This window comes from Streptomyces sp. NPDC021100, assembly GCF_044333095.1.
Taxonomy (GTDB): Bacteria; Actinomycetota; Actinomycetes; order Streptomycetales; family Streptomycetaceae; genus Streptomyces.
On record NZ_JBIRQH010000003.1, the window covers coordinates 424138 to 443681 of the forward strand.

Consider the following 19544-nt stretch of genomic DNA (forward strand, 5'->3'; position numbering starts at 1 on the left):
GGGGGCGGGTCCCCACCCCCCCCCCCCCCCCGTCCGGGGGGTGGGGGGGGGCCCCCCCCCCGCCCGCGGGGGGGGGGGGGGGGGGGGGGGCGCCGGCGGGGGGGGGGGGGGGGGGGGGGGGGCCCCCCCCCCCCCCCCCCCCCCCCACCGCCGGTGGCCCCTGGGCCTCAGCCCTTCAGCCGCGCCATCCACGCCTCGACGTCGGAGGACGTCCGGGGCAGGCCGGCGGACAGGTTCCGGTTGCCGTCCTCGGTGACGAGGATGTCGTCCTCGATGCGGACGCCGATGCCGCGGTACTCCTCGGGCACCGTCAGGTCGTCGGCCTGGAAGTAGAGGCCGGGCTCGACCGTCAGGACCATGCCGGGCTCCAGGACGCCGTCCACGTACGTCTCGGTGCGGGCGACGGCGCAGTCGTGGACGTCCAGGCCGAGCATGTGGCCGGTGCCGTGGAGCGTCCAGCGGCGCTGGAGGCCGAGCTCCAGGACGCGCTCGACCGGGCCCTCGACCAGGCCCCACTCGACGAGCTTCGCGGCGAGGACGCGCTGGGCGGCGTCGTGGAAGTCGCGGTACTTCGCGCCCGGCTTCACGGCGGCGATGCCGGCCTCCTGCGCCTCGTACACGGCGTCGTAGACCTTGCGCTGGAGCTCGGTGTACGTGCCGTTGATCGGCAGCGTCCGGGTGACGTCGGCGGTGTAGAGGGTGTGGGTCTCCACGCCCGCGTCCAGGAGCAGCAGCTCGCCGGCGCGGACCGGGCCGTCGTTGCGCACCCAGTGCAGGGTGGTGGCGTGCGGGCCGGCGGCGCAGATGGAGCCGTAGCCGATGTCGTTGCCCTCGACGCGGGCGCGGAGGAAGAACGTCCCCTCGATGTAGCGCTCGGAGGTGGCCTCCGCCTTGTCGAGGACCTTCACGACGTCCTCGAAGCCCCGGACGGTGGAGTCCACGGCCTTCTGCAGCTCCGCGACCTCGAAGGCGTCCTTCACGAGCCGCTGCTCGCTGATGAAGACCCGCAGTTCCTCGTCGCGCTCGGCGGTGATCTTGTCGGTGAGCGCGGCCTCGATGCCGGCGTCGTGGCCGCGGACGGCGCGGACTGGGCCGGTGGCCTTGGCGAGGGCGGCGGCCAGCTCGCGCACGTCGGCGCAGGGCAGGCCGTAGAGCCGCTCGCCCTCGGCGAGGCTGTACCGGCGGCCGACCCAGAGCTCGCCCATGCCGTCGAGCCAGAACTCGCCGTTCTCGCGGTTCGAGCGGGGCAGCAGGTAGAGCGTGGCGTCGTGGCCGTCCGCCGTCGGCTCCAGGACCAGGACGCCGTCCTGCGTCTGGTCGCCGGTGAGGTAGACGTACTCGGTCGAGGCGCGGAAGGCGTACTCGGTGTCGTTCGAGCGGGTCTTGAGGTTGCCCGCGGGGATCACCAGGCGCTCGCCCGGGAAGCGCGCGGAGAGCTCGGCGCGGCGCCGCGCCGTCTCCTCGGCCTGGGGTATCGGCCGCAGGTCGTGCAGCTCGGTGTCGGCCCAGCCGCTCTTCATGTTCTCGGCGAGCTCGTCGGAGACGGCCGGGTAGAGGCCGTTCTTCCGCTGCTTGATCGGCTCGTCGCCTTCGGGGTTCTCGGGCGCGGGCTGCTCGGTCATGCTTTCCTCCTCGAACGGGGCCGCTCCCATCGTAGGTGGGCGGAGGAGTGCCGGGGGCGGCCGGAGGAGGGGCATACGTCCGAATTCACATGCGGACGGACCGGGACATGTCAGTCGAAATGTGCCACCAGGAGGACGACGTCCTCGCCGGAGCGGAGTTCGTCATATCCGCCGGACGCGTCCGTTCCGTCGCCTGGCCCCCGGCCGCGGGCCGCCGTGGCGTCGGTGTCGTCCGGCAGGACCGTGCGGAGGATGTGGTCGGCCACCGCCTCCGGATCCCGCCGCGCTGTCCGGGGGACGCTCGCCGCCGCCGCGTGCAGCCGGGCGAAGGCCCGGTCCATCGCGTCGCCGGTCCGGTGCAGCAGCCCGTCGCTGTAGAGCAGGAGCGTCTCGCCCGGTGCCGGTTCGATCTCGACGCTGGGCGCCTCCCAGCAGGCCAGCATGCCCAGCGGCGCGGAGAGCGAGGTCTCCACGTACTCGGTGCGGTGGTCGCCGATGATCAGCGGCGAGCAGTGGCCCGCCGCGGCGACGACGACCTTGCGGCTGGCCGGATCGCAGTAGGCGAAGAGGGCGGTTGCGGAGCGGGCGGGCTCGGTCAGCCGCAGCAGGAGTTCCAGGTCGGACAGGACGGCGACCGGATCCTCGCCCTCCATCACCGCGTACGCCCGCAGGGACGCCCGCAGCCGGCCGGTCGCCGCGACGGCGGACGGACCCGATCCGGTGATTCCGCCGACGGCGAGGCCCAGCGCGCCCTCGGGGAGGGGGAGCGCGTCGTACCAGTCGCCGCCGCCGCGCGGCCCGGTGCGGTGCCGCACCGCGAGCCGGATCCCGGCGACGCGCGGCAGCCGGCCGGGGAGCAGCTCGCCGTGGAGCGCGGCCAGGGCGGCGCGGGCGCGGCCGAGCTCCAGCAGCCGGGCCAGGTGCCCGGCCGCGTGGGCGCAGTAGCGGGCGGCGAGCCGGCGCTGGCGCTCGGTGGGTTCGGCCGGTTCGTCGTAGAGCCAGACGGCGGCGCCGATCCGGCGGTCCGGCGGGGGCTCGGTGGGGGCGTCCTGGGCGGGGGTGTTCCGTGCGGGACCGTCCTGGGCCGGGGCGTCCTGGGCGGGCTCGGGCGAGGAGGGGTGGTCCGGCGGGGCGGCGGCGTCCAGGGGCATCGCGTAGGTCGCGGCGTACCCGAGGCGGGCCGCGACCTCACGGTGCCGGGGGTCCAGGTCCTCCTCGCCGGGGATGTCGGGGCGGGCGGCGCCGGAGCGGGCGCCGACGGGCGGCAGCCCCTCCAGGAGGTGAACGTACGGGTGGGACGCGGCGGAGGGGGCAGGCGCGGGGGGCGACGGGCGCGGGGAAGGCGAGGGAGGAGAGGAAGGGGGCGGGGATGCGTGCGAGACGTGCGGGGCTTGCGAGCCGTCTGCGATCCGCGAGCTGTCCAGGACGTGTGGGGTGTGCGGGACGTGCGGAATGGTCTCCAAGTGGCCGAGGTCCGCGCGGCCGAGCCCGAGCGTGGCGGTCGCCGTACGGCCGGAGTCGTCGACCGGGTGGAGGGTGACCAGCCCGCGGCCGGCGCCCAGGAGGGTCGCGCCGGCGCGCAGGAGTTCACGCAGCGCGTCGTCCAGGTCCGTGGTGCGGGTGAGGCGCTCGGTGAGTTCCTGGAGGGTGGTGAGGTCCGAGACCCAGCCGGCGAGTCGGTCCTGGACGAGGCCGTCGGGGCGCTGGGGGCCGCGGGGAGCGCCGGTGGTCGGGGGAGTCGCGATGCCGGACGGTTCCGTGGCGTCGGACGGGTCCGTGGTGCCGGAGAGGGGGGAGGTGGCGGCGTTCGCGGGGCACGCGGCGGAAGCAGAAGCCGCGGCCGGGGCGGGGAGGGACGGATCGATTCCGGCCACTTTCGGGAGGTGGGGGGCGCTCATGGCCGTCTGCTCCGCCGGACCCGTGCGGAGACGGCCCCGGGGTCCGCCCCGGAGGGCGTCCGCAGAGCTCCGGCGTCCGGTTTCGACCAGCCCGTCGGCCTGCGTGTTCCATGGAATAGCACCGCAAACCCCCTGTCGTGGTGCGCGCTATCGGTGACTCCACATGTACACGCCCCGGTGAGGCGATGTCCAGCATTGGACCAGTGGGAATGATGGTGTCTGAGGGGTTTTGAAGTTGGCCGGAAAATAGTGCTGTGCTCGCCGAATTGCGGTCGACTGGCCGTGCTCGACAGCGCGTCACCGCCACCGCGGTGGGTACGTACTTGAGGAAGGGCAGGGGGAGTTGGGGGCGCCCCGGAACCCGGCGGAACGCCCGGGCGTCTTACCCGGCAACGGCCGTGCCCGTCCCCGAGTGGCATGGGGGAACCCATGCCGTGGGCGAGGGGCGTACCGGCCCCAGCACCAAGCGCCATGCGTGCGCCACCCTCCGCCATGTTTCACGCTCGGCCTCAGGCGTGATGCGCTGCGTTGTACGCGCAGTGACCTGTGATCCATGTGGTGCGCCGACCATGAAGCGCGGCGGCGCGTCGAGTGCCGCGCGAAGCGGCGCCCGTAGTGCCATGTAATGCGACACGCAGTGCTGCACCTGCAACGAATGCAGTGCCCTGAAGCAACGAATGCAGTGCCCTGACGGCCCTGGTCTCCGACCGGGGCCCACCTTCGGCGTTCACGGAAAGGAACGAGCGCTCATGCGCGAGATCCTCGGAAGGCGACGCAAGCTCTCGCTCCGGCGGCCCGGCCGGTCCGCGGTGGTCACCGCGGCCCTGACCTACGCCACGGAGTGGCAGTGGCCCGTACTCCCCGGTGTGGGCCTCCGGCCCGGCATCGGCCGCGTGCGCGAATGCGGCTGCGCCCACCCGGACTGCGCGGTCCCGGGCGCCCACCCGTTCGACCCCGGGCTGCTGGCGGCCAGCACGGACGCGCGGATGGTCCGCTGGTGGTGGACCAACCGCCCGGAGGCGCCGGTCGTCCTCGCCACCGGGGGGCGCGCGGCGAGTGCCGTGAGCCTTCCCGCGATCGCCGGGGCGCGCGCGCTGGCGGCCTTCGACCGCGCGGGCGTGCGCCTCGGCCCGGTGGTGGCCACGCCGACGCGCTGGACGCTCCTGGTGGCGCCCTACTCGCTGGAGGTCCTCGGCGAACTGCTGCACAACCAGGAATGGGTGCCCGGTTCGCTCCGCTTCCACGGCGACGGCGGCTACGTCGTCCTCCCCCCGTCCACCACGGGCCCCGGCCGGGCCCGCTGGGAGCGGGCGCCGCAGCCCGTCGGCGCGCCGTCCTCCGGATCCGGGCGGAACCGCGCCGGCCGGCCGTCCGGGCGGTCCGCCGGTGGGGCGGCCGCGGGGGCACGCCCCTGGCTGCCGGACGTGGCCTCGGTGGTCGACGTCCTGGTCGAGCAGAGCGCGGCCACCGGATCGACCGGCGGCGGCAGCCGGCTGGCGTACTGAACGGCCGAACGGAACGGCCGGATGGAACGGCCACGCTGAACCGCCTTACTCGACGGCCGCATTGGACGGCCGCACCGGAAGGCCCGGTGCCACGGCCCCGGAACCCCGGAACGCATCGCTCGGGCGCGGCTCGCCCGTGGAGCGCGTACGGACGGGAGACGCACGCGCTCTCACTCGTACGGGTGCAAGCCGCGCCGAGAACTGCGGGATTCGGGTGGTGAACGGCAGGGTGCCGGGGGTGGGGGCCGCTATGTTCGGGGACCGGGCCTGCGTCGGAAAGCGGTGCCGGTCGAACGCCGGTCGTCGTCGGCGGGTTCCGACCGGACGCCCCTATCGGCCGCGCCGGTCCGGCGGGGCGCGTTCCGATCGCCCCGCGTCCAGTGTCCGCGGCGAGTCGCAGGTGGTCCCATGGAGCGTGCGTCCGGTGTGCCCGGCGTGTCCCAGCAACGTGCAGCGAATCTCCGGATGGTCGCGCTCGCGGCCGCGGTGGCGCTCGCCGTCGTCCTGCCGCTCGCGGCGGCGACGGCGGGCCCCGCGGCCCCGGCCGGCCGGTCGAAGGCCGGACCGGACCGGAAACCGGCGGGTGTCCGTCCGGCCGGCGCGAAGGGGGCCGGGGCCCTGAGGGACCTCGGGGACACGGCCGGTGACGCGGTCGCGGCGGCCGGTGCCCTGACGGACGGCGCGCGGAAGGGGACGGGCGCCGGCGGCGGCCCCGGCGCGGCCCGGGGCGCACGGCCCGCCGCCGCGCCGCCCGCGGGTCCGGACGAGCCGCCCGCCGTGACCCGCTGCGGCCCCGAACTCGACTCCCCCGAGGGCCTGGAGGCCCAGACCTGCGTGCTGACCGAGGGCGCGGAGACCTGGGCGCGGACGTACTACCGGAACGGCACCGACGATCCGGTCACCGGCGTGTTGACCTTGATGGCGCCGGACGGCGGCTCGCTCCAGGTGCGCTGCCCGATGCCCGCGACGGACGCGCCGGACACCTGTGAGACCCCCCGGCGACGAACCGTGCGCGGACATGGCGCGTATGCGGCGGTCGCGGAGATCGCCTCGGCCGAAGGGAAGCTGCTCCTCCGCTCCGGCAGCAACTCGCCGGATAGCGCGGAGGATTAGCGCGGCCCGCGCGGAACGCCCGGCTCCGGCGAGGGGCCGGCGTTCCCCGCCGCCGCCGGGCCGCCTCGCGGCGGCTGTCGCCGCCGGACAGGAGAAACGTCGTGGCCTCGGCCTGCGGACTTCGAAGAGGGGGATCGGGGCGGCCCAGGGGATTCCCGCAGGGCCCGCTCCCGGAGACGCCCGGTGATCTGCGGCGGGTTCCGCCGGCATCCGGGCATGGAAGCGCCCGATCGCTGGCGACGGGGGATGCACCAGCGACCGGGCTCCTAGAACGGTAACAAGAGATCGGCGGTTCGCAAATTCGATCGTGGATTTCCGGACGCCGATTTCCGGGCTGACAGCGGGAGTTGTGACAGGAGTCACGCGAGTGGCGCCCTCGGCGGCCCGGAACGACGCCTTCCGACAGAGAGGCGGAGGGTGCCGGTCCGGGCGGATGGCCCGAGCCGGCGGACGGCGGACCGGCCGACGGCCGACCGGCGCGCTGGCCCGCCCGATGGTCACTGATCCTGGACGGCCGCTGCACGATCCCGGCCGTCCGCCGCACGCCCCCGGCCGTCCAGCCGGGCGGCCCGGCCCCCCGGCTGGACACCTCCGGCCTGCCCCCGGCAGCCCCAGCCCGTCCACCGGCGACTCCGTGCGCTCCGGCGCGCCTCTTCGGGCTCCGCCCGTCCGTCCGCGAGCCCGGGGGGCGTTTCCTCGGCTGCACCGTTCGGGTGCCCCGCCCGTGCCCCGGAGGGGCGTGGGGGCGTTGCCTGGCCATGAACCGGACTTACGCCGCAGGGGCGCTGACCCTGCTCGCCACTGGTTTCGCGGCGGTCACCGCCGTACCCGCCCACGCCACGAGCGTCGTCGGCTTCGGCAACGCCGTGATCGGCAACTCCTGCGCCGGACACGGCGGGCACCATCGCGACCGGACCGCGGCCGCCCGCTCGGGAGGGGCGCTGACCGGCCAGGCCCTGACGGCGGGGGGCAGCAGTCCCGTCAACCAATGCGCCGACCTCGGCCTTCCCACAGGACTCGATCAAATGATTCCGGTGAGCCTGACCGTGCCGGGAGCCGGGAGCGTGAAAGACGTGCTGCTGGGCTTCACCAGTTGATGACCCGAGCCCGTAGCGGCCCGAGCCCGCCGCCCCGTACGCGCCTTCGTGCGGAGGGCGGCGGCCCCCCACGGTCCCCGGTCCGGGTGCGTCCGGACCCGGATCGCGTCGGCGGGTGGCCGCGGGCGAAGCGGAGGGCGTTCCGCGACGGCCCGGGTGTCCCGGCGAGGACGGTTTCCACCGGCCGCCGGGCGCCCGCGCGAACGTCACGCCGATGACGGGAGGGTACGTACCACGGTCCGCGGGCGGGTGGGCGCTAGGCTCGCGCCCGTACGGGCCGGAGGCATCCGGCCCGCGGCCGGGGAACCGGCGGGCGGGCGTCCGGAGCGGGCGGCCGGACGCCGGGGGCCCGGCGACAGGAGATCCGGCAGCGGAGATCCGGACGTCGGGCATCCGGAAACGGAGCACCACGGCGCCCGGCCCCGAAGCCCGGAGTCGGAAGCATCGATCGGGAGACACGCACGCCATGGCCAAGAAGCGCCGCCCCCAGACCAAGGCCGCCGCACCGCGGGCCGTCGACGGGCCGATCCCCGTCGTCGGTGCCCGCGAGCCCTGCCCCTGCGGCTCGGGCCGCCGCTACAAGGCGTGCCACGGCCAGCAGGCCGCCCACGCCTCGGCCGAACTGGTCCAGCGGCCCTTCGAGGGCCTGCCGTGCGAGGCCGACTGGGTCGCGCTGCGCGAGCTGGTGCCCGCCGCCACCGTGCGGCTCACCCTCAAGGACGGGCTGCCCGAGGGTGTGCCCTCGGTGACCCTGGCGACCGTGCTGCCCATGGCCTGGCCGGCCCTGCGCCGCGACAACGGCGCCGTCTTGCTCGGCCTGCAGAACGACACCGCGACCGGCGACCTCAGCCGCGATCTCGCGGACACCCTTCAGCGCGCCCTCGCCGCCGAGCCGGGCACCCCCGTCGGCGGTTCCCGCACGGGCGGCGACGGGCCGCGGCTCCAGGACCTGCTGGACCTCTCGGCGCCCTTCGAGCCCGAGGTGCACACCGGCTTCGAGTTCTGGGTCGAGAACGCCGAGAACGCCACCGGCGAGGTCGCCGCCTCGCTGGAGCGGGCCAACGCCGCCGCGATCCCCACCGCCCGGCTCGCCGGGGTCGAGGGCGCGTACTGGTGCGAGACCCCCGAGAAGAACCACCTGCGCTGGGTGATGACCCACCCGGAGGAGAAGCTGCTGGACGCGCTCGCGCGGCTGCACGCGGCCGGTGAGTCGTCGCTCGGCGAGGGCACCCGCCTCGTCGGCTCGTTCCGCGCGCACGGGCTGACCGTGCCCGTCTGGGACCTGCCCACCGGCGTGGGCGCGGCGGACGTCGAGAAGCCGGCCGCCGCGTTCGCGGAGCGGCTGAACAAGGCCCTCGCCGACGAGTCGCCGCTGTCCGGTGAGGAGCGCCGGGCCCGTAGCGGCCTGACGAGCCGTCAGGTCACGCTGAACTGACCGTTCCCGGGCCGCCCCTCCGCCGTTCGCGGACCGGCTGCGTCCGCCGTTCGCAGCCGGTCTTCGGCCGGTGCCGCCCGTCCGCCGTCCGGCCTCCGGCGCCGGGCGGCGGCCCGTGGGCCCGGGCGGTGCCGGACGTCTCCGCCTCCACGGGCGCGCCCGGCGAGGCGTCCCGCGGCCGCGAAGCCGTCGGCACACCCCCAACCCCCGGAAGAGTCGCGTCCGATCGCGCGGCGGGCTACACCAGCCCGTCCAGATCCGAGAAGTCCAGCTCCGGCGCGAGGTCGACGCGCGTAGCGAAACCGGCGCGGGCGGAGAGCGCGGCCCATACCGTCACCTCGCCCGAGGTGTCGCGGACGCCCCACTCCTGGGACAGCGCGCTGATGATGTTGAGCCCACGGCCGCCGCGGGCCGTGACCGAGGGAGTGGCCGGAAACGGACGGGTCGGGCCGCCACCGTCGGTGACCTCCACGGTGAGCCGTCCGCGCTCGTCCACCCGCCAGGCGGCGAGGACGCCGCCGTTGCCGTCGGCCCGGGCCGGGCCGCGCTCCCTGCTCAGCGGGCGCCCGTGCCGGTACGCGTTGCTGAGCAACTCCGAAAGGATCAGTACGGCGTCGTCGATGACCGGATCCGGTACCCCGCTCGTTCGCAGGTCCTCACGCATGCGGTGTCTCGCTTCGCCCACACCGGCGGGACCATGGGGTACGGCCATGATCGACGACGTGGGCACCTCCTGTGCCACCACCAACGCCACCCCCGAGACCTCCTTTGCCCCACGTCAGGGGATGAATGCCCCAATGGCCTGGACCGGAAACCGGCCACTCCGGGTCCGGTGGGGGCACTCGGGCCGGCCGAACACGGACCGAACGCGCCGGGGCACACCCTGTCATGAGCGCGGGGGCGTGCGGACGCGCCCGACGGCGCGTGGCGCTCGGAAGCGGGCGTTCAGCGGCGCCCCACCTGTGTGAGCACCGCCTTCGGACGGTTGGTGATCACCGCGTCGACGCCCAGCCGCAGGCACAGTTCGACGTCCTCGGGCTCGTTGACCGTCCACACGTGCACCTGGTGCCCCGCACGATGCAGCCGTGCCACGTAGCCGGGGTGGGAGCGCACGATCCGGATGCTGGGGCCGGCGATGCCCACGCCGGGCGGCAGCCGGCCGTCGCGCAGCCGTGGCGAGAGGAACTGCATCAGGTAGACGGCGGGGAGCGCGGGCGCCGCGGCCCGGATCCGGTGCAGGGAGCGGGCGGAGAAGCTCATCACGCGGACGGCCGGGGGCTCCCCGGGCGGCGGCCGGTCGAGGCCGAAGCGGCCGAGCAGCGCGAGCAGCCGGGCCTCGACCAGGCCCGCCCAGCGCGTCGGGTGCTTGGTCTCGATGGCGAGCTCGACGCGGCGGTCCGCGTCGACGACGAGTTCGAGGAGCCGCTCCAGGGTGAGGACGGCGGTGTCGGCCGGGTCGCCGGGGCCCGTCGTCTCGGTGTCGGGCGCCTCCGCGTCCGTGGCATGCCCCTTCCACGACCCGAAGTCGAGCGCCGCCAGATCGGCCAGCTCCAGGGACGAGACGGCGCCGCGCCCGTTGGACGTGCGGTTGACCCGCCGGTCGTGGACGCAGACGAGGTGCCCGTCCGCCGTCAGCCGCACATCGCACTCCAGCGCGTCCGCGCCGTCCTCGATCGCCTTCCGGTACGCGGCGAGGGTGTGCTCCGGCGCGTCCTCGGACGCGCCGCGGTGGGCGATGACGGCCGGCGGGCGGCTCCCGGGGCGGGACGCGGGGGCCGGGTGCGCAGTGGTCACCGCGTTATGGTGCCACCGCCTGGCACAATCGCGCATGGGCGCTCGTGTCCGGTCGGTCCGCTCGCCGTGCCGCCCGGTCCGGCCGCCAGGCCACCCGGCCGCTCCGGCGGTCCGTCACCGCCGTCCCGCACGCCACCGGTGCCATCCGGCCAGCGGTCCGCGCGGCGCGGAGGCGCACAGGGTCCGCTTACGGCGGCCTGACGGGCGATGGGAAAGGCTGGCGGGGGTAGGTGTTCCGGCGTGGCCCCGCCCGTCCCGCAGCGGCTCCGGCCGTGAACGAACCGACGTACGTGATGAGGAGACCACCGTGAGCACCGAGAACGAGGGCGCCGCCGTTCCTTCCGCGGGTGGTTCGCAGTCGGGATCTCCGGCTCCGGCTCCGGAGACGGCGAAGGAGGCGGCACCGCCCGCGCCCGCGGCACCCCCCGCCGGCCCGGCCGCGGCGGAGGGCGGTGAGGGGCGCACCGAGCAGCTCCCGACCGTACCGCCGCACGCTCCCTCCGCTTCCGGTCCTCCCGCTCCCTCCGGTCCCCCCGCCCCCGGAACGCCTCCGCCGCCCGCGGACCAGGGCGCCTGGTTCAACGCGGCGGGCGCCCCGGCCGCGTACGGCGCGACGCCGCAGGACGGCACCGGGCACGGCGGCCCGCTCGTCCCGCCGGCCGCCCCCTGGGGCGCGCCCGAACCGCCGCGGCGCCGGCGCGGGGGCGGTCTCGCGGCGGCGGTCCTGGTGGCGGCCCTGGTCGCCGGCGCGGCCGGCGGCGGCATCGGCTACTGGGCGGCGAACCGGAGCGACACCTCGTCCACCACCGTCTCGGCCCCGGGCGACCCGAAGACCGCCAGCCGGACGCCCGGTTCCGTCGCGGACATCGCCGCCAAGGCGCTGCCGAACGTCGTGACGATCGAGGCGCAGAGCAGCGGTGGCGAGGGCGGCACCGGCACCGGCTTCGTCTACGACACCGAGGGCCACATCCTCACCAACAACCACGTCGTGGCCTCGGCCGCCGACGGCGGCCGGCTCTCCGTGACGTTCTCCAACGGCAAGCAGTACGACGCGGAGGTCATCGGCCGCGCCCAGGGCTACGACGTCGCGGTCATCAAGCTGAAGAACCCCTCCGGGGCGAAGCTCAGCCCGCTGCCGCTGGGCGACTCGGACAAGACGGCCGTGGGCGACGCGACGGTCGCGATCGGCGCGCCGTTCGGCCTCTCCGGCACGGTCACCACGGGCATCGTCAGTGCCAAGAACCGTCCCGTGGCGTCCAGCGACGGCGGCGGCAGCGGCAACGCCTCCTACATGAGCGCCCTGCAGACCGACGCCTCGATCAACCCGGGCAACTCGGGCGGTCCGCTGCTCAACGCGCAGGGCGCGGTGATCGGCATCAACTCGGCCATCCAGTCCGCGAACAACGGCGGCGGCTTCCCCGGCGCCCAGGGCCAGTCCGGCAGCATCGGCCTGGGCTTCGCCATCCCCATCAACCAGGCCAAGAACGTCGCCGAGCAGCTCATCAAGACCGGCAAGCCGGTCTACCCCGTCATCGGCGCCACCGTGAACATGAAGGACGGCGGCACCGGCGCCCGCGTCGCCGACAACGGCACCGACGGCTCCGCGGCGGTGACCCCCGGCGGCCCGGCGGACAAGGCCGGCCTCAAGCCGGGCGACGTGATCGTCAAGCTCGGCGACACCAAGATCGACAGCGGTCCCACCCTGATCAGCGAGATCTGGACCCACAAGCCCGGCACCAAGGTCCCCCTCACCTACGTGCGCAACGGCAAGCAGACGACGACGGACATCGTCCTGGGCGAACGCACCGGCGACAAGTAACCCCATCCCACCCCTTCTCCATCGCCCCACCCCTCCTCTACAGCCCCACCACCCCCGGCAGGTCTCCCCGCCCCAACCCGCACCCGGTAGGCTGTCCCCCGCGCCGCGGCGGACAGCCCGGCGCGGGGAGGCTTGCCCGAGCGGCCTAAGGGAACGGTCTTGAAAACCGTCGTGGCAGCGATGTCACCGAGGGTTCAAATCCCTCAGCCTCCGCCGAGGCCGGCGGTCATGCGCCGGCCGGAAGGGGTGCCGACCTCAGGGCGGCACCCCTCGTGCGTTCCTAGCGCTTTTCCACGCGTGCCAGGTTGCTGCGGCCGGATTCCACGCCGTCCTTGGACACGGCCACCACGTAGTAGGTCAGGCGGTCGCGGCGGGCGTTCGTGTCCAGGAATTCCAGGCGGCCGTCACCGGGGTTCCGGAAGGCGCCGACGAAGGTGAAGGCGGGGCCTTCGTGCTCCTTCTGGACGTAGATGTGGAAGGACGGGGCGTTGTCGAGGGAGCGCCAGTACAGTTTCACGCCCTGCGGGGTGTCCTGGGCTTCCAGGGCGAACGGGGGCTGGGGCGCGCCGCGGAATTCGGGGGTGAAGCGGACGGTCTGCGCGGAGCGCTTTCCTTCGCGTTCGTTGACGGCCACCGCGCTGAGGGCGTACTCGTACGTGGTGCCGTCGACCGCGGGGTCGTCGGTGTAGGAGAGCACGCTGCTGCCGCTCTTTCCGACGGCCTCCCAGTCGTGCTGGGGGTCCCGGCGCCAAATGCGGTACGCGATCACGCGGTCCTCGTAGGGGCTCTTGTCCCAGGACAGTTTGGCGCGCCGGCCGTCGATGCCCGTCACCTTGAGGCCGGTCGGAATTCCGGGCTCGCCGGGGCGGCGGATCTCGGGGGTGAAGGAGACGGGTGCGGAGCGCTCCGACCGGGTTTTCTCCGCGACCGCCACGACGGCGTACTCGTACGCGGTGCCGTCGTCCTTGGGGGTGTCGATGGCCGAGGTCTCGGCGGTGGTGGCGGTGAGCTCCCAGTCGTGGCCGGCGGCGCGGCGCCAGACCTGGTACCCGCGCACCTCCGGCTCGGTGTTCCTCGTCCAGGAGAGTTCGGCCTGCCGGCCGTTGGACGAGGTCACCTTGAGCCCGCGCGGGGCGGCCGGTGCGACGGGGGCGGGCGGGACGGGCTTGGGCGTGCTGACGCGCGCCTCGGCGGACCGGGCGGACGCGTTGCCGGCCTTGTCGACGGCGGTCACGGCGTAGGCGTAGCCGCTGCCGTCCTTCGCCGGGCGGTCGGTGAAGGAGGTGCCGGTCACCGGCTTGCCGCCGCTGACGGCCTGCCACGGCCCGGGCTTGCCGGCGGCCGGGAGGGTGCGGCGCTGGACCTGGTAACCGGCCAGGTCGAGTTCGCTGTTCCTGGACCAGGTCACGGTCGCCTTGCCGGACGCGGCGTCGTAGGCGGCCCGCGTCCCGGCCGGTGCCAGGGGCTTGACCTTGTCGTCGGCTTTGCCGGTGACCGGCGTGTACGCGAATTTCACGGCGGCCGGGCCTGTGACATTCGCGTACTCGACGCGGAGGGTGTGCTTCCCCTGGGGAACGGTGACCCGGACGGACTTCTTCCGTGTGCCCTTCGCGCTCTTCCAGAGGTCGATCGCGCGGGTTTTGTCCACGTAGACGCGGACACCGCCCTGGACTTCGGTGGCGAGGGTGAAAGGTCCCCCGGAGCCGAAGTCGCGGGTGGTCGTCCAGCGCACGCCGAAGTTGTCGCGCGGCAGGCCCGCCGGTGCGCCGTTGCCGTAATTCTCGGCTATCGCGTCGTCGCAGGCGGTCTTCTTGGGCTTGCCCGCGAACGTGGTGCCGGCGAAGAATTCGGCCTTCCAGACGCCGGACGCGCAGCCGGAAACGGGCGCCCCGAGGGCGGAACCGGCCGGCACCGTCAGTCCCAGCGCCGCGGAGGCAATCACGAGGGTGGTCGCCGATGCGCGACGTACGGCGTTTCTTCCGTGCATGCTCAATAGGTCCTTGCTGTGGAACGGATGGCGCAAGGATGTGGGGGGAACGCCGCAGCGATAGTGCCATGCGGCGGACGGCCCCGTGAGTGTGGGGCCGCCGCTCCGGGCGGAGCGGCGGCCCGGTTCGTCAGAAGAGGTCGCGGTACTGGTCGAAGCCCGTGCCGGTCCTCGTCCTGGTCTTGAACGGCGCGGCCGCCTTGCCCGAGCCCTTGTACAGCCAGAGGACGCCCTGCTTGCCGCGCGCCACCAGGCCGGGTGGGCGGCGCGGACGAGCGTGCCGGGCGAGAAGACGTTGTCGTACCGGCCCCAGCCGCCGGCCACCGGCTTCTGCTTGCCGTTCCGCCAGAGGTCGAGCGTCCCGTCGTCCATCGCGTGGTACGCGCCGTCCTGATAGCCCGTCAGATCTGGGTCAGCCGAAGCGCCGAACTTGAGGTGGAGCCAGACGTAAGCGCCGAAGTCGCCCTTCCCGTCGGGCGGATAGGCGTACATCCGGCCCGACGGCAGGTTCCCGGACAGGAAGAAGGACGGCGCGACGGGCGTCGGCTCGTGGCGCCCGGCCTTGGCGCCGCCCCTCCGGCGCGGAGGCGCCCGCAGCATTCTCCGGATCTTCGTACCGGTGTCCCCCTGAAGTGCAGGGGCGGGTATCGGATGGCGTTCGCGGCAGGCGCCGCGTGCTCCGGATCACATTCCGCCGCTGGTCACGTTCGTTTTCCGGGATCCGTCAGTGCGGTGTCAGCGAACAACGAAGACCACGGCGGCGGTTCGGCCGCTGCGGTGGCGGATCGAGGAGGAGATGACGATGGCGGAGCGTGCGATCACGGCAGAGGTGGCGGCGGCCTCGCGGATGTCCGACCCGGTGGAGCTCGTGCCGGAGATGGCGGAGGTGTCGGCGGCGCTGTTCAAGGCCGTGGGGAACCGGACGGTGCCGCGGCGCACGATCGGGCTGGTCCACCTGCGGGCCGGCCAGATCGTCGGCAACACGTACCTGACCATGCTGCACACCGACCTGCTGCGGAAGGCCGACGAGACCGAGGAGCGGATCACGGCGGTGTCCTCGTGGCAGGACGCGCCCTACTTCACCGCGGCGGAGCGGGCCGCGCTGGCCCTGGTCGAGGCGGTGTTCCAGCCGTCGGCGTGGGGTGAGCGGGTGTCCGACGAGCTGTACGCGCAGGTGGCCGAGCACTACGACGACAAGGCGCTGGCCGCCCTGACGATCGCGATCGGCCAGGTCGGGTTCTTCGTACCGCTGGCTCTCGTCGCCAAGCCGGTGCCCGGGCGGACGTTCTCCGAGCAATGGAAGTAGGGGCAGTAGGGGCACTAGGGGCAGTAGGGGCCTTGGGGCAGTAACAAGGTGGACATGCCGTTCGCCGGGCGGCGGGTGCCGCCCGGCGGACGCCGGCGTTCAGGAGGCGGCCCGGCGCCGGACCGGGGTGAGCAGCGTCAGGTGCGTCCCCGGGCGGCCGGCGCGGCGTCCGGCCACCGTGGGGTACGTGCCGACGGGGCCGGCCGGCCGCCAGTGGTCGCCGAGGCGCTTGGCCGTGTACATGGCCTCGTCGGCGCCGCGCAGCAGTTCGGGCAGGGCGGCACCCGGGTGGTGCGCGGTGTGACAGAGGCCGATGGAGGCGCGAGGGGCGAGCGTGACGGTTCCCGTGTCGAGAGGCGCGGAGAGCAGGGCGGACAGGCCGTACGTCAGCTCGTCGTCCAGGTCGGCGTCGGGGGCGAGGCGGACGACCGCGGTGAACTCGTCCCCGCCCAGCCGCGCGGCGAAACCGCCGCGTGAGGCGCACCAGGCGGCGAGCCGGCGGCCCACGGCGGCGAGGACCTGGTCGCCCACGGCGTGCCCGTGCGTGTCGTTGATCTGTTTGAACCCGTTGAGGTCGAGCAGCAGCACCGCGGCCTGCGGGTGGCGCACCGCGCGCGGGGCACGGGCCGTGAACTCCTCGCGGCGCATCAGCCCGGTGAGCGGGTCCGTGCGGGCGGTACGGAGGCGGCGGGCGAGGACGAGGGCATGGGCGGCCCAGCCGAGGGTCGGGGCGGCGATGGGCAGGACCTGGCATATGAGGTTCGTCATCGGGTGCCTTCCTGTGCGATCGCTGGTGCTTGAGGGCGTTCCGGATTGCCGTCCGGCGGTGGGCGCCGGTGTGCGTGAAGTGCCGTGACGCGGTGCGCTGTTGCGTGCAGGACCGGTCGCGCCGACGTGCCGGTGTGTCTCGTGTGCGCTTGCGGCTGCGCACCCGCACGGTGCCGTGCGGGACCTCCCGGACCCCCCTGCCCCGCCCGGGAGTTCGCCCGGGACGGGCGAACGTCGGCCCGCCGGGCGGCGGGAGCGGGCGGTGCACATTCCTTGCCCGTTCCGCGCCGGGGGAGTGGCGGCTCGGCGGTGCGGGGTACGCCGGGGCGGATCGGTGGCGAAACGGTTCGGTCCGTGGGGCTTTCGGGGGTTCGGGGCGGTGAGGGAGGGATGTGCGGCCGGATGCGTGGGCGTGTGGAGGTGGTGAAGGTTTATCCAGGGAACGTCATGCTTGCGAGGGAATGGGGAGCAGCAGGGGGTTCGGTGAGGATTCGGTGGGCAAATCTGCTGTCGCGACGTCGTTGATCCGCAGGGCGGCCGGCCAACCGCCTTGCTTCGAAGCGCAGTTCCCCTATGGAGGCATGACATGGCAAGCACCCGCACGGCAGCCCGTATCCTCGCCGCCGTAGCCGCCCTCCCGATGGCGGCGCTCCTCTTCGCCGGCTCGGCGCAGGCCGACGACGGTCCCCGTGGGCAGCTCGCCAACCGGGGTTCCAACGCGGCGATCGCCGGCGTCGTCGGCAGCGGCGTCGGTGGCAGCAACCATGGGAACTCCACGACCAGCCAGCAGGTCGCGACGGGCACGGGAGCCACGAACCAGGAGAACACCGCGAGCGTCACCGGCTCCGGCCATACCGCCATCCGGCAGGAGAACGTCCGGGTCGTCTTCGCCAATATCCACGACGACTGAGGCGTTGGTCCGCGCTGTCGCCGAGAGACGCCCAGGGTGGCCGGGGAGGCGGCCCAGGTGACCGGCCGGTCGGGGCCACCGGGGCGTGCGCGGCGGGGCGGGGTGGTGTGGGAGTGCGGTGACCGGAGGGGCTGAGGTGGTCTGAGGGTTCGGGCGTTCGGGGATTCGGGGGTTCCGGGATTTCTGGGGGCGGGGTTGCCGGAGGCCCCGGCCGTCCCGGGGCCCGGCCCCCGAGATTCTCAAGGAAGCGCCGGGGACGCCGGGGCGGCGCTCGGTCGGGCACCGAGTCGGCGCCGGCGGCCGGAGTAAGGCGGGAGTCCGCAAGAAAGGGGCGGCATCGGACAGCGACAGACAAGCCGAGGACAGGATCCGGGTCAGGGTCGAAGGCCCGAACGGCCGCGCGGGGGTGCCCCCATGCCCGTCGCGCGGCCGCTCACCCGTGGCGACGGCGAAGCGGCGGTGGAGCGACCGCGAAGCGGCGACGGAGCGTCCTGAAGAGACGGTTTCGTCACCCTGGAGCCGGAGTTCCCACGTCCGGGCTGCCTTTCGGGCCAGACGGATGAATCGAGGGCGTGTCAGCGAAGGCCCATGGGATCCTGGACCTTGACTTCGCCGTATGGACGCACGAAGAAGGATCATCGGATATCTCGTCGCCCTGATGGCGGGCGTGGCCCAGCTCCCGGCCGGCTACGCGCCCGCCACGGCGGCCGACGCGAACGCGCCGATGGCCAAGGCCCGCGCCGTCTTCCGGGGCCGGGCGTTCGACACCTGCCAGGCCCCGTCGCTGGTGACGCTGCGGGCGTGGAAGACCTCTCCGTACCGGGGCGTCGGCGTCTACTTCGCCGGTGACGGGCGGGCCTGCCCCCGTCAGCGGTGGCTCAGCCACGCATGGCTCACCGGCGCCCGCGACCTCGGCTGGCGCGTGCTTCCGCTGTACGTCGGCTCGCAGTCGCCCTGCGTCCGCTCGGAGACCAAGCGGGCCATCCCGATCGGCGACGAGCCGGAGGACCAGGGGGCCGAGGAGGCCGTCGAGGCGGTGGAGAAGGCGCGGCGGCTCGGCATCCTGCCGGGCAGCCCGATCTACCTCGACATGGAGGCGTACAACGACCAGGACGAGGACTGCGCCGCGGTCACGCTGGCGTTCATCCGGTCGTGGAGCGGCACGGTCACCCGGCACGGCTACGTCTCCGGCTTCTACAGCAGCGCGGAGTCCGGCATCCGGCACATGGAGCGCGCCCGGCGCGCGGGGGTCAGGTCGCTGCCGTCGGTGATGTGGTTCGCCCGCTGGCGCGTCGCCGCCTCGACCGCCAACGAACGCACCCTGTCCAAGAGCGCCTGGCAGCCCCACCGGCGCATCCACCAGTACGCGGGGGAGGTCTCGGAGACCCACGGGGGCCGGAAGCTGACCATCGACCGGGACCTCGTCGACGCCCCGGTGGCCGTCATCGGGTGACTCCGGGACGGGGGGCTCGGGGCCGGACCAATACCGGCACCGGCGTCGGGGCTCTCGGCCGGACCGATACCGACGTCGCGGCGTCTACCCCTCCAGGAGGTGGGGGCGGCCCCACCCGTACGACCTGAGAGGGAGCGGTCTTCGGCACCTCCGGCCGATCCGCCGGGTACAGGGGCGCTCCTAGCGTTGAGGCATGACCACGACCGTGTGCCCCAGTGCATCCACTGCCGTGTACCCGTCGTTCTCGTCGTACGTACGGGCACGCGGTCCGGTGCTGCAGCGCACCGCCCGCTCGCTGACGGCGAACCCCAGCGACGCCGAGGACCTGCTGCAGACCGCGCTCACCAAGACCTACCTGGCCTGGGAGCGGATAGAGGACCACCGGGCGCTCGACGGTTACGTCCGGCGGGCGCTGGTGAACACGCGCACCTCGCAGTGGCGGAAGCGGAAGGTCGACGAGTACCCCTGCGAGGAGCTCCCCGAGCGCGAGGCGCCGCCCGCCGCGGACCCGGCGGAGGCGCAGGCGCTGCGGGACGCGATGTGGCGCGCGGTGCACCGGCTCCCCGACCGGCAGCGGGCCATGGTCGTCCTCAGGTATTACGAGGACCTCACCGAGGCGCAGACCGCCGAGTTGCTCGGCGTCTCGATCGGCACGGTCAAGAGCGCCGTCTCGCGCGCCCTGGGCAAACTGCGGGAGGACCCGGAGCTGGCCCGGGCGGCGTGACGGGCCGGGCCCGCGCCCCCGTACCCCCGCCGCGCGCCGCTTCCGTGGCGCGTGTGGCACCGCCGCCCCGAAAGATCAAGCCCCGCCGAGGTAGTGACGTACCACCGGAAACG

The 19544-nt window shown here is 74.2% G+C and carries 14 protein-coding genes, 1 tRNA gene and 1 pseudogene; 10 read left to right on the top strand and 6 right to left on the bottom strand.

Features of this window, described 5'->3' with window-relative positions:
- Nucleotides 1-167: 167 nt before the first annotated feature.
- Both ACH4PU_RS08580 and ACH4PU_RS08585 read right to left on the bottom strand, forming a co-directional pair.
- Nucleotides 168-1622, bottom strand: coding sequence for an aminopeptidase P family protein (locus tag ACH4PU_RS08580; RefSeq protein WP_398267999.1), 1455 nt, complete (start codon nt 1620-1622; stop codon nt 168-170).
- 110 nt (nt 1623-1732) lie between these two features.
- Nucleotides 1733-3520: a PP2C family protein-serine/threonine phosphatase gene (locus ACH4PU_RS08585; RefSeq protein ID WP_398268002.1), complete on the bottom strand. Its 1788-nt coding sequence runs from the start codon at nt 3518-3520 to the stop codon at nt 1733-1735.
- A gap of 749 nt (nt 3521-4269) precedes the next feature.
- Here ACH4PU_RS08585 and ACH4PU_RS08590 point away from each other — a divergent pair.
- The 4 genes from ACH4PU_RS08590 to ACH4PU_RS08605 all read left to right on the top strand — a co-directional run bounded on the left by ACH4PU_RS08590 (nt 4270) and on the right by ACH4PU_RS08605 (nt 8670).
- A complete protein-coding gene (locus ACH4PU_RS08590) occupies nt 4270-5025 on the top strand; it encodes a bifunctional DNA primase/polymerase (RefSeq protein ID WP_398268005.1) in 756 nt (251 codons plus the stop codon).
- A 408-nt stretch (nt 5026-5433) separates the two neighbouring features.
- Nucleotides 5434-6138, top strand: a complete 705-nt coding sequence (locus ACH4PU_RS08595; RefSeq protein WP_398268008.1) for a hypothetical protein — start codon at nt 5434-5436, stop codon at nt 6136-6138.
- Between the two features lie 758 nt (nt 6139-6896).
- Nucleotides 6897-7235, top strand: coding sequence for a hypothetical protein (locus tag ACH4PU_RS08600; RefSeq protein ID WP_398268011.1), 339 nt, complete (start codon nt 6897-6899; stop codon nt 7233-7235).
- A 466-nt stretch (nt 7236-7701) separates the two neighbouring features.
- Nucleotides 7702-8670 carry a DUF5926 family protein gene (locus ACH4PU_RS08605; protein WP_398268014.1) on the top strand — a complete coding sequence of 323 codons (969 nt, stop codon included), beginning with the start codon at nt 7702-7704 and terminating at the stop codon, nt 8668-8670.
- A gap of 238 nt (nt 8671-8908) precedes the next feature.
- Here ACH4PU_RS08605 and ACH4PU_RS08610 read toward each other — a convergent pair.
- Nucleotides 8909-9560 (bottom strand): annotated as a pseudogene (locus ACH4PU_RS08610) (ATP-binding protein).
- A gap of 55 nt (nt 9561-9615) precedes the next feature.
- Nucleotides 9616-10464: a glycerophosphodiester phosphodiesterase gene (locus ACH4PU_RS08615; protein WP_398268017.1), complete on the bottom strand. Its 849-nt coding sequence runs from the start codon at nt 10462-10464 to the stop codon at nt 9616-9618.
- A 307-nt stretch (nt 10465-10771) separates the two neighbouring features.
- Between ACH4PU_RS08615 and ACH4PU_RS08620 the strand changes: the two genes are divergently transcribed.
- Both ACH4PU_RS08620 and ACH4PU_RS08625 read left to right on the top strand, forming a co-directional pair.
- Nucleotides 10772-12283, top strand: a complete 1512-nt coding sequence (locus tag ACH4PU_RS08620; RefSeq protein WP_398268020.1) for a S1C family serine protease — start codon at nt 10772-10774, stop codon at nt 12281-12283.
- A gap of 126 nt (nt 12284-12409) precedes the next feature.
- Nucleotides 12410-12496: transfer RNA gene (locus ACH4PU_RS08625), tRNA-Ser, on the top strand.
- A 67-nt stretch (nt 12497-12563) separates the two neighbouring features.
- Here the strand turns inward: ACH4PU_RS08625 and ACH4PU_RS08630 are convergent.
- On the bottom strand, nt 12564-14270 hold the full coding sequence (locus tag ACH4PU_RS08630) for a fibronectin type III domain-containing protein (RefSeq protein WP_398268024.1): 1707 nt from the start codon (nt 14268-14270) through the stop codon (nt 12564-12566).
- Between the two features lie 802 nt (nt 14271-15072).
- Here ACH4PU_RS08630 and ACH4PU_RS08635 point away from each other — a divergent pair.
- Nucleotides 15073-15576: a carboxymuconolactone decarboxylase family protein gene (locus tag ACH4PU_RS08635; RefSeq protein ID WP_398268027.1), complete on the top strand. Its 504-nt coding sequence runs from the start codon at nt 15073-15075 to the stop codon at nt 15574-15576.
- Between the two features lie 99 nt (nt 15577-15675).
- Here ACH4PU_RS08635 and ACH4PU_RS08640 read toward each other — a convergent pair whose 3' ends face one another.
- Nucleotides 15676-16344: a GGDEF domain-containing protein gene (locus ACH4PU_RS08640; protein WP_398268030.1), complete on the bottom strand. Its 669-nt coding sequence runs from the start codon at nt 16342-16344 to the stop codon at nt 15676-15678.
- Between the two features lie 586 nt (nt 16345-16930).
- Between ACH4PU_RS08640 and ACH4PU_RS08645 the strand changes: the two genes are divergently transcribed.
- The 3 genes from ACH4PU_RS08645 (at nt 16931) to ACH4PU_RS08655 (ending at nt 19431) form a co-directional block, all read left to right on the top strand.
- A complete protein-coding gene (locus tag ACH4PU_RS08645; RefSeq protein WP_398268033.1) occupies nt 16931-17254 on the top strand; it encodes a hypothetical protein in 324 nt (107 codons plus the stop codon).
- A 616-nt stretch (nt 17255-17870) separates the two neighbouring features.
- Nucleotides 17871-18707, top strand: a complete 837-nt coding sequence (locus tag ACH4PU_RS08650; protein ID WP_398268036.1) for a glycoside hydrolase domain-containing protein — start codon at nt 17871-17873, stop codon at nt 18705-18707.
- A 193-nt stretch (nt 18708-18900) separates the two neighbouring features.
- A complete protein-coding gene (locus ACH4PU_RS08655; protein ID WP_185942453.1) occupies nt 18901-19431 on the top strand; it encodes a SigE family RNA polymerase sigma factor in 531 nt (176 codons plus the stop codon).
- The last annotated feature ends 113 nt before the right edge of the window (nt 19432-19544 follow it).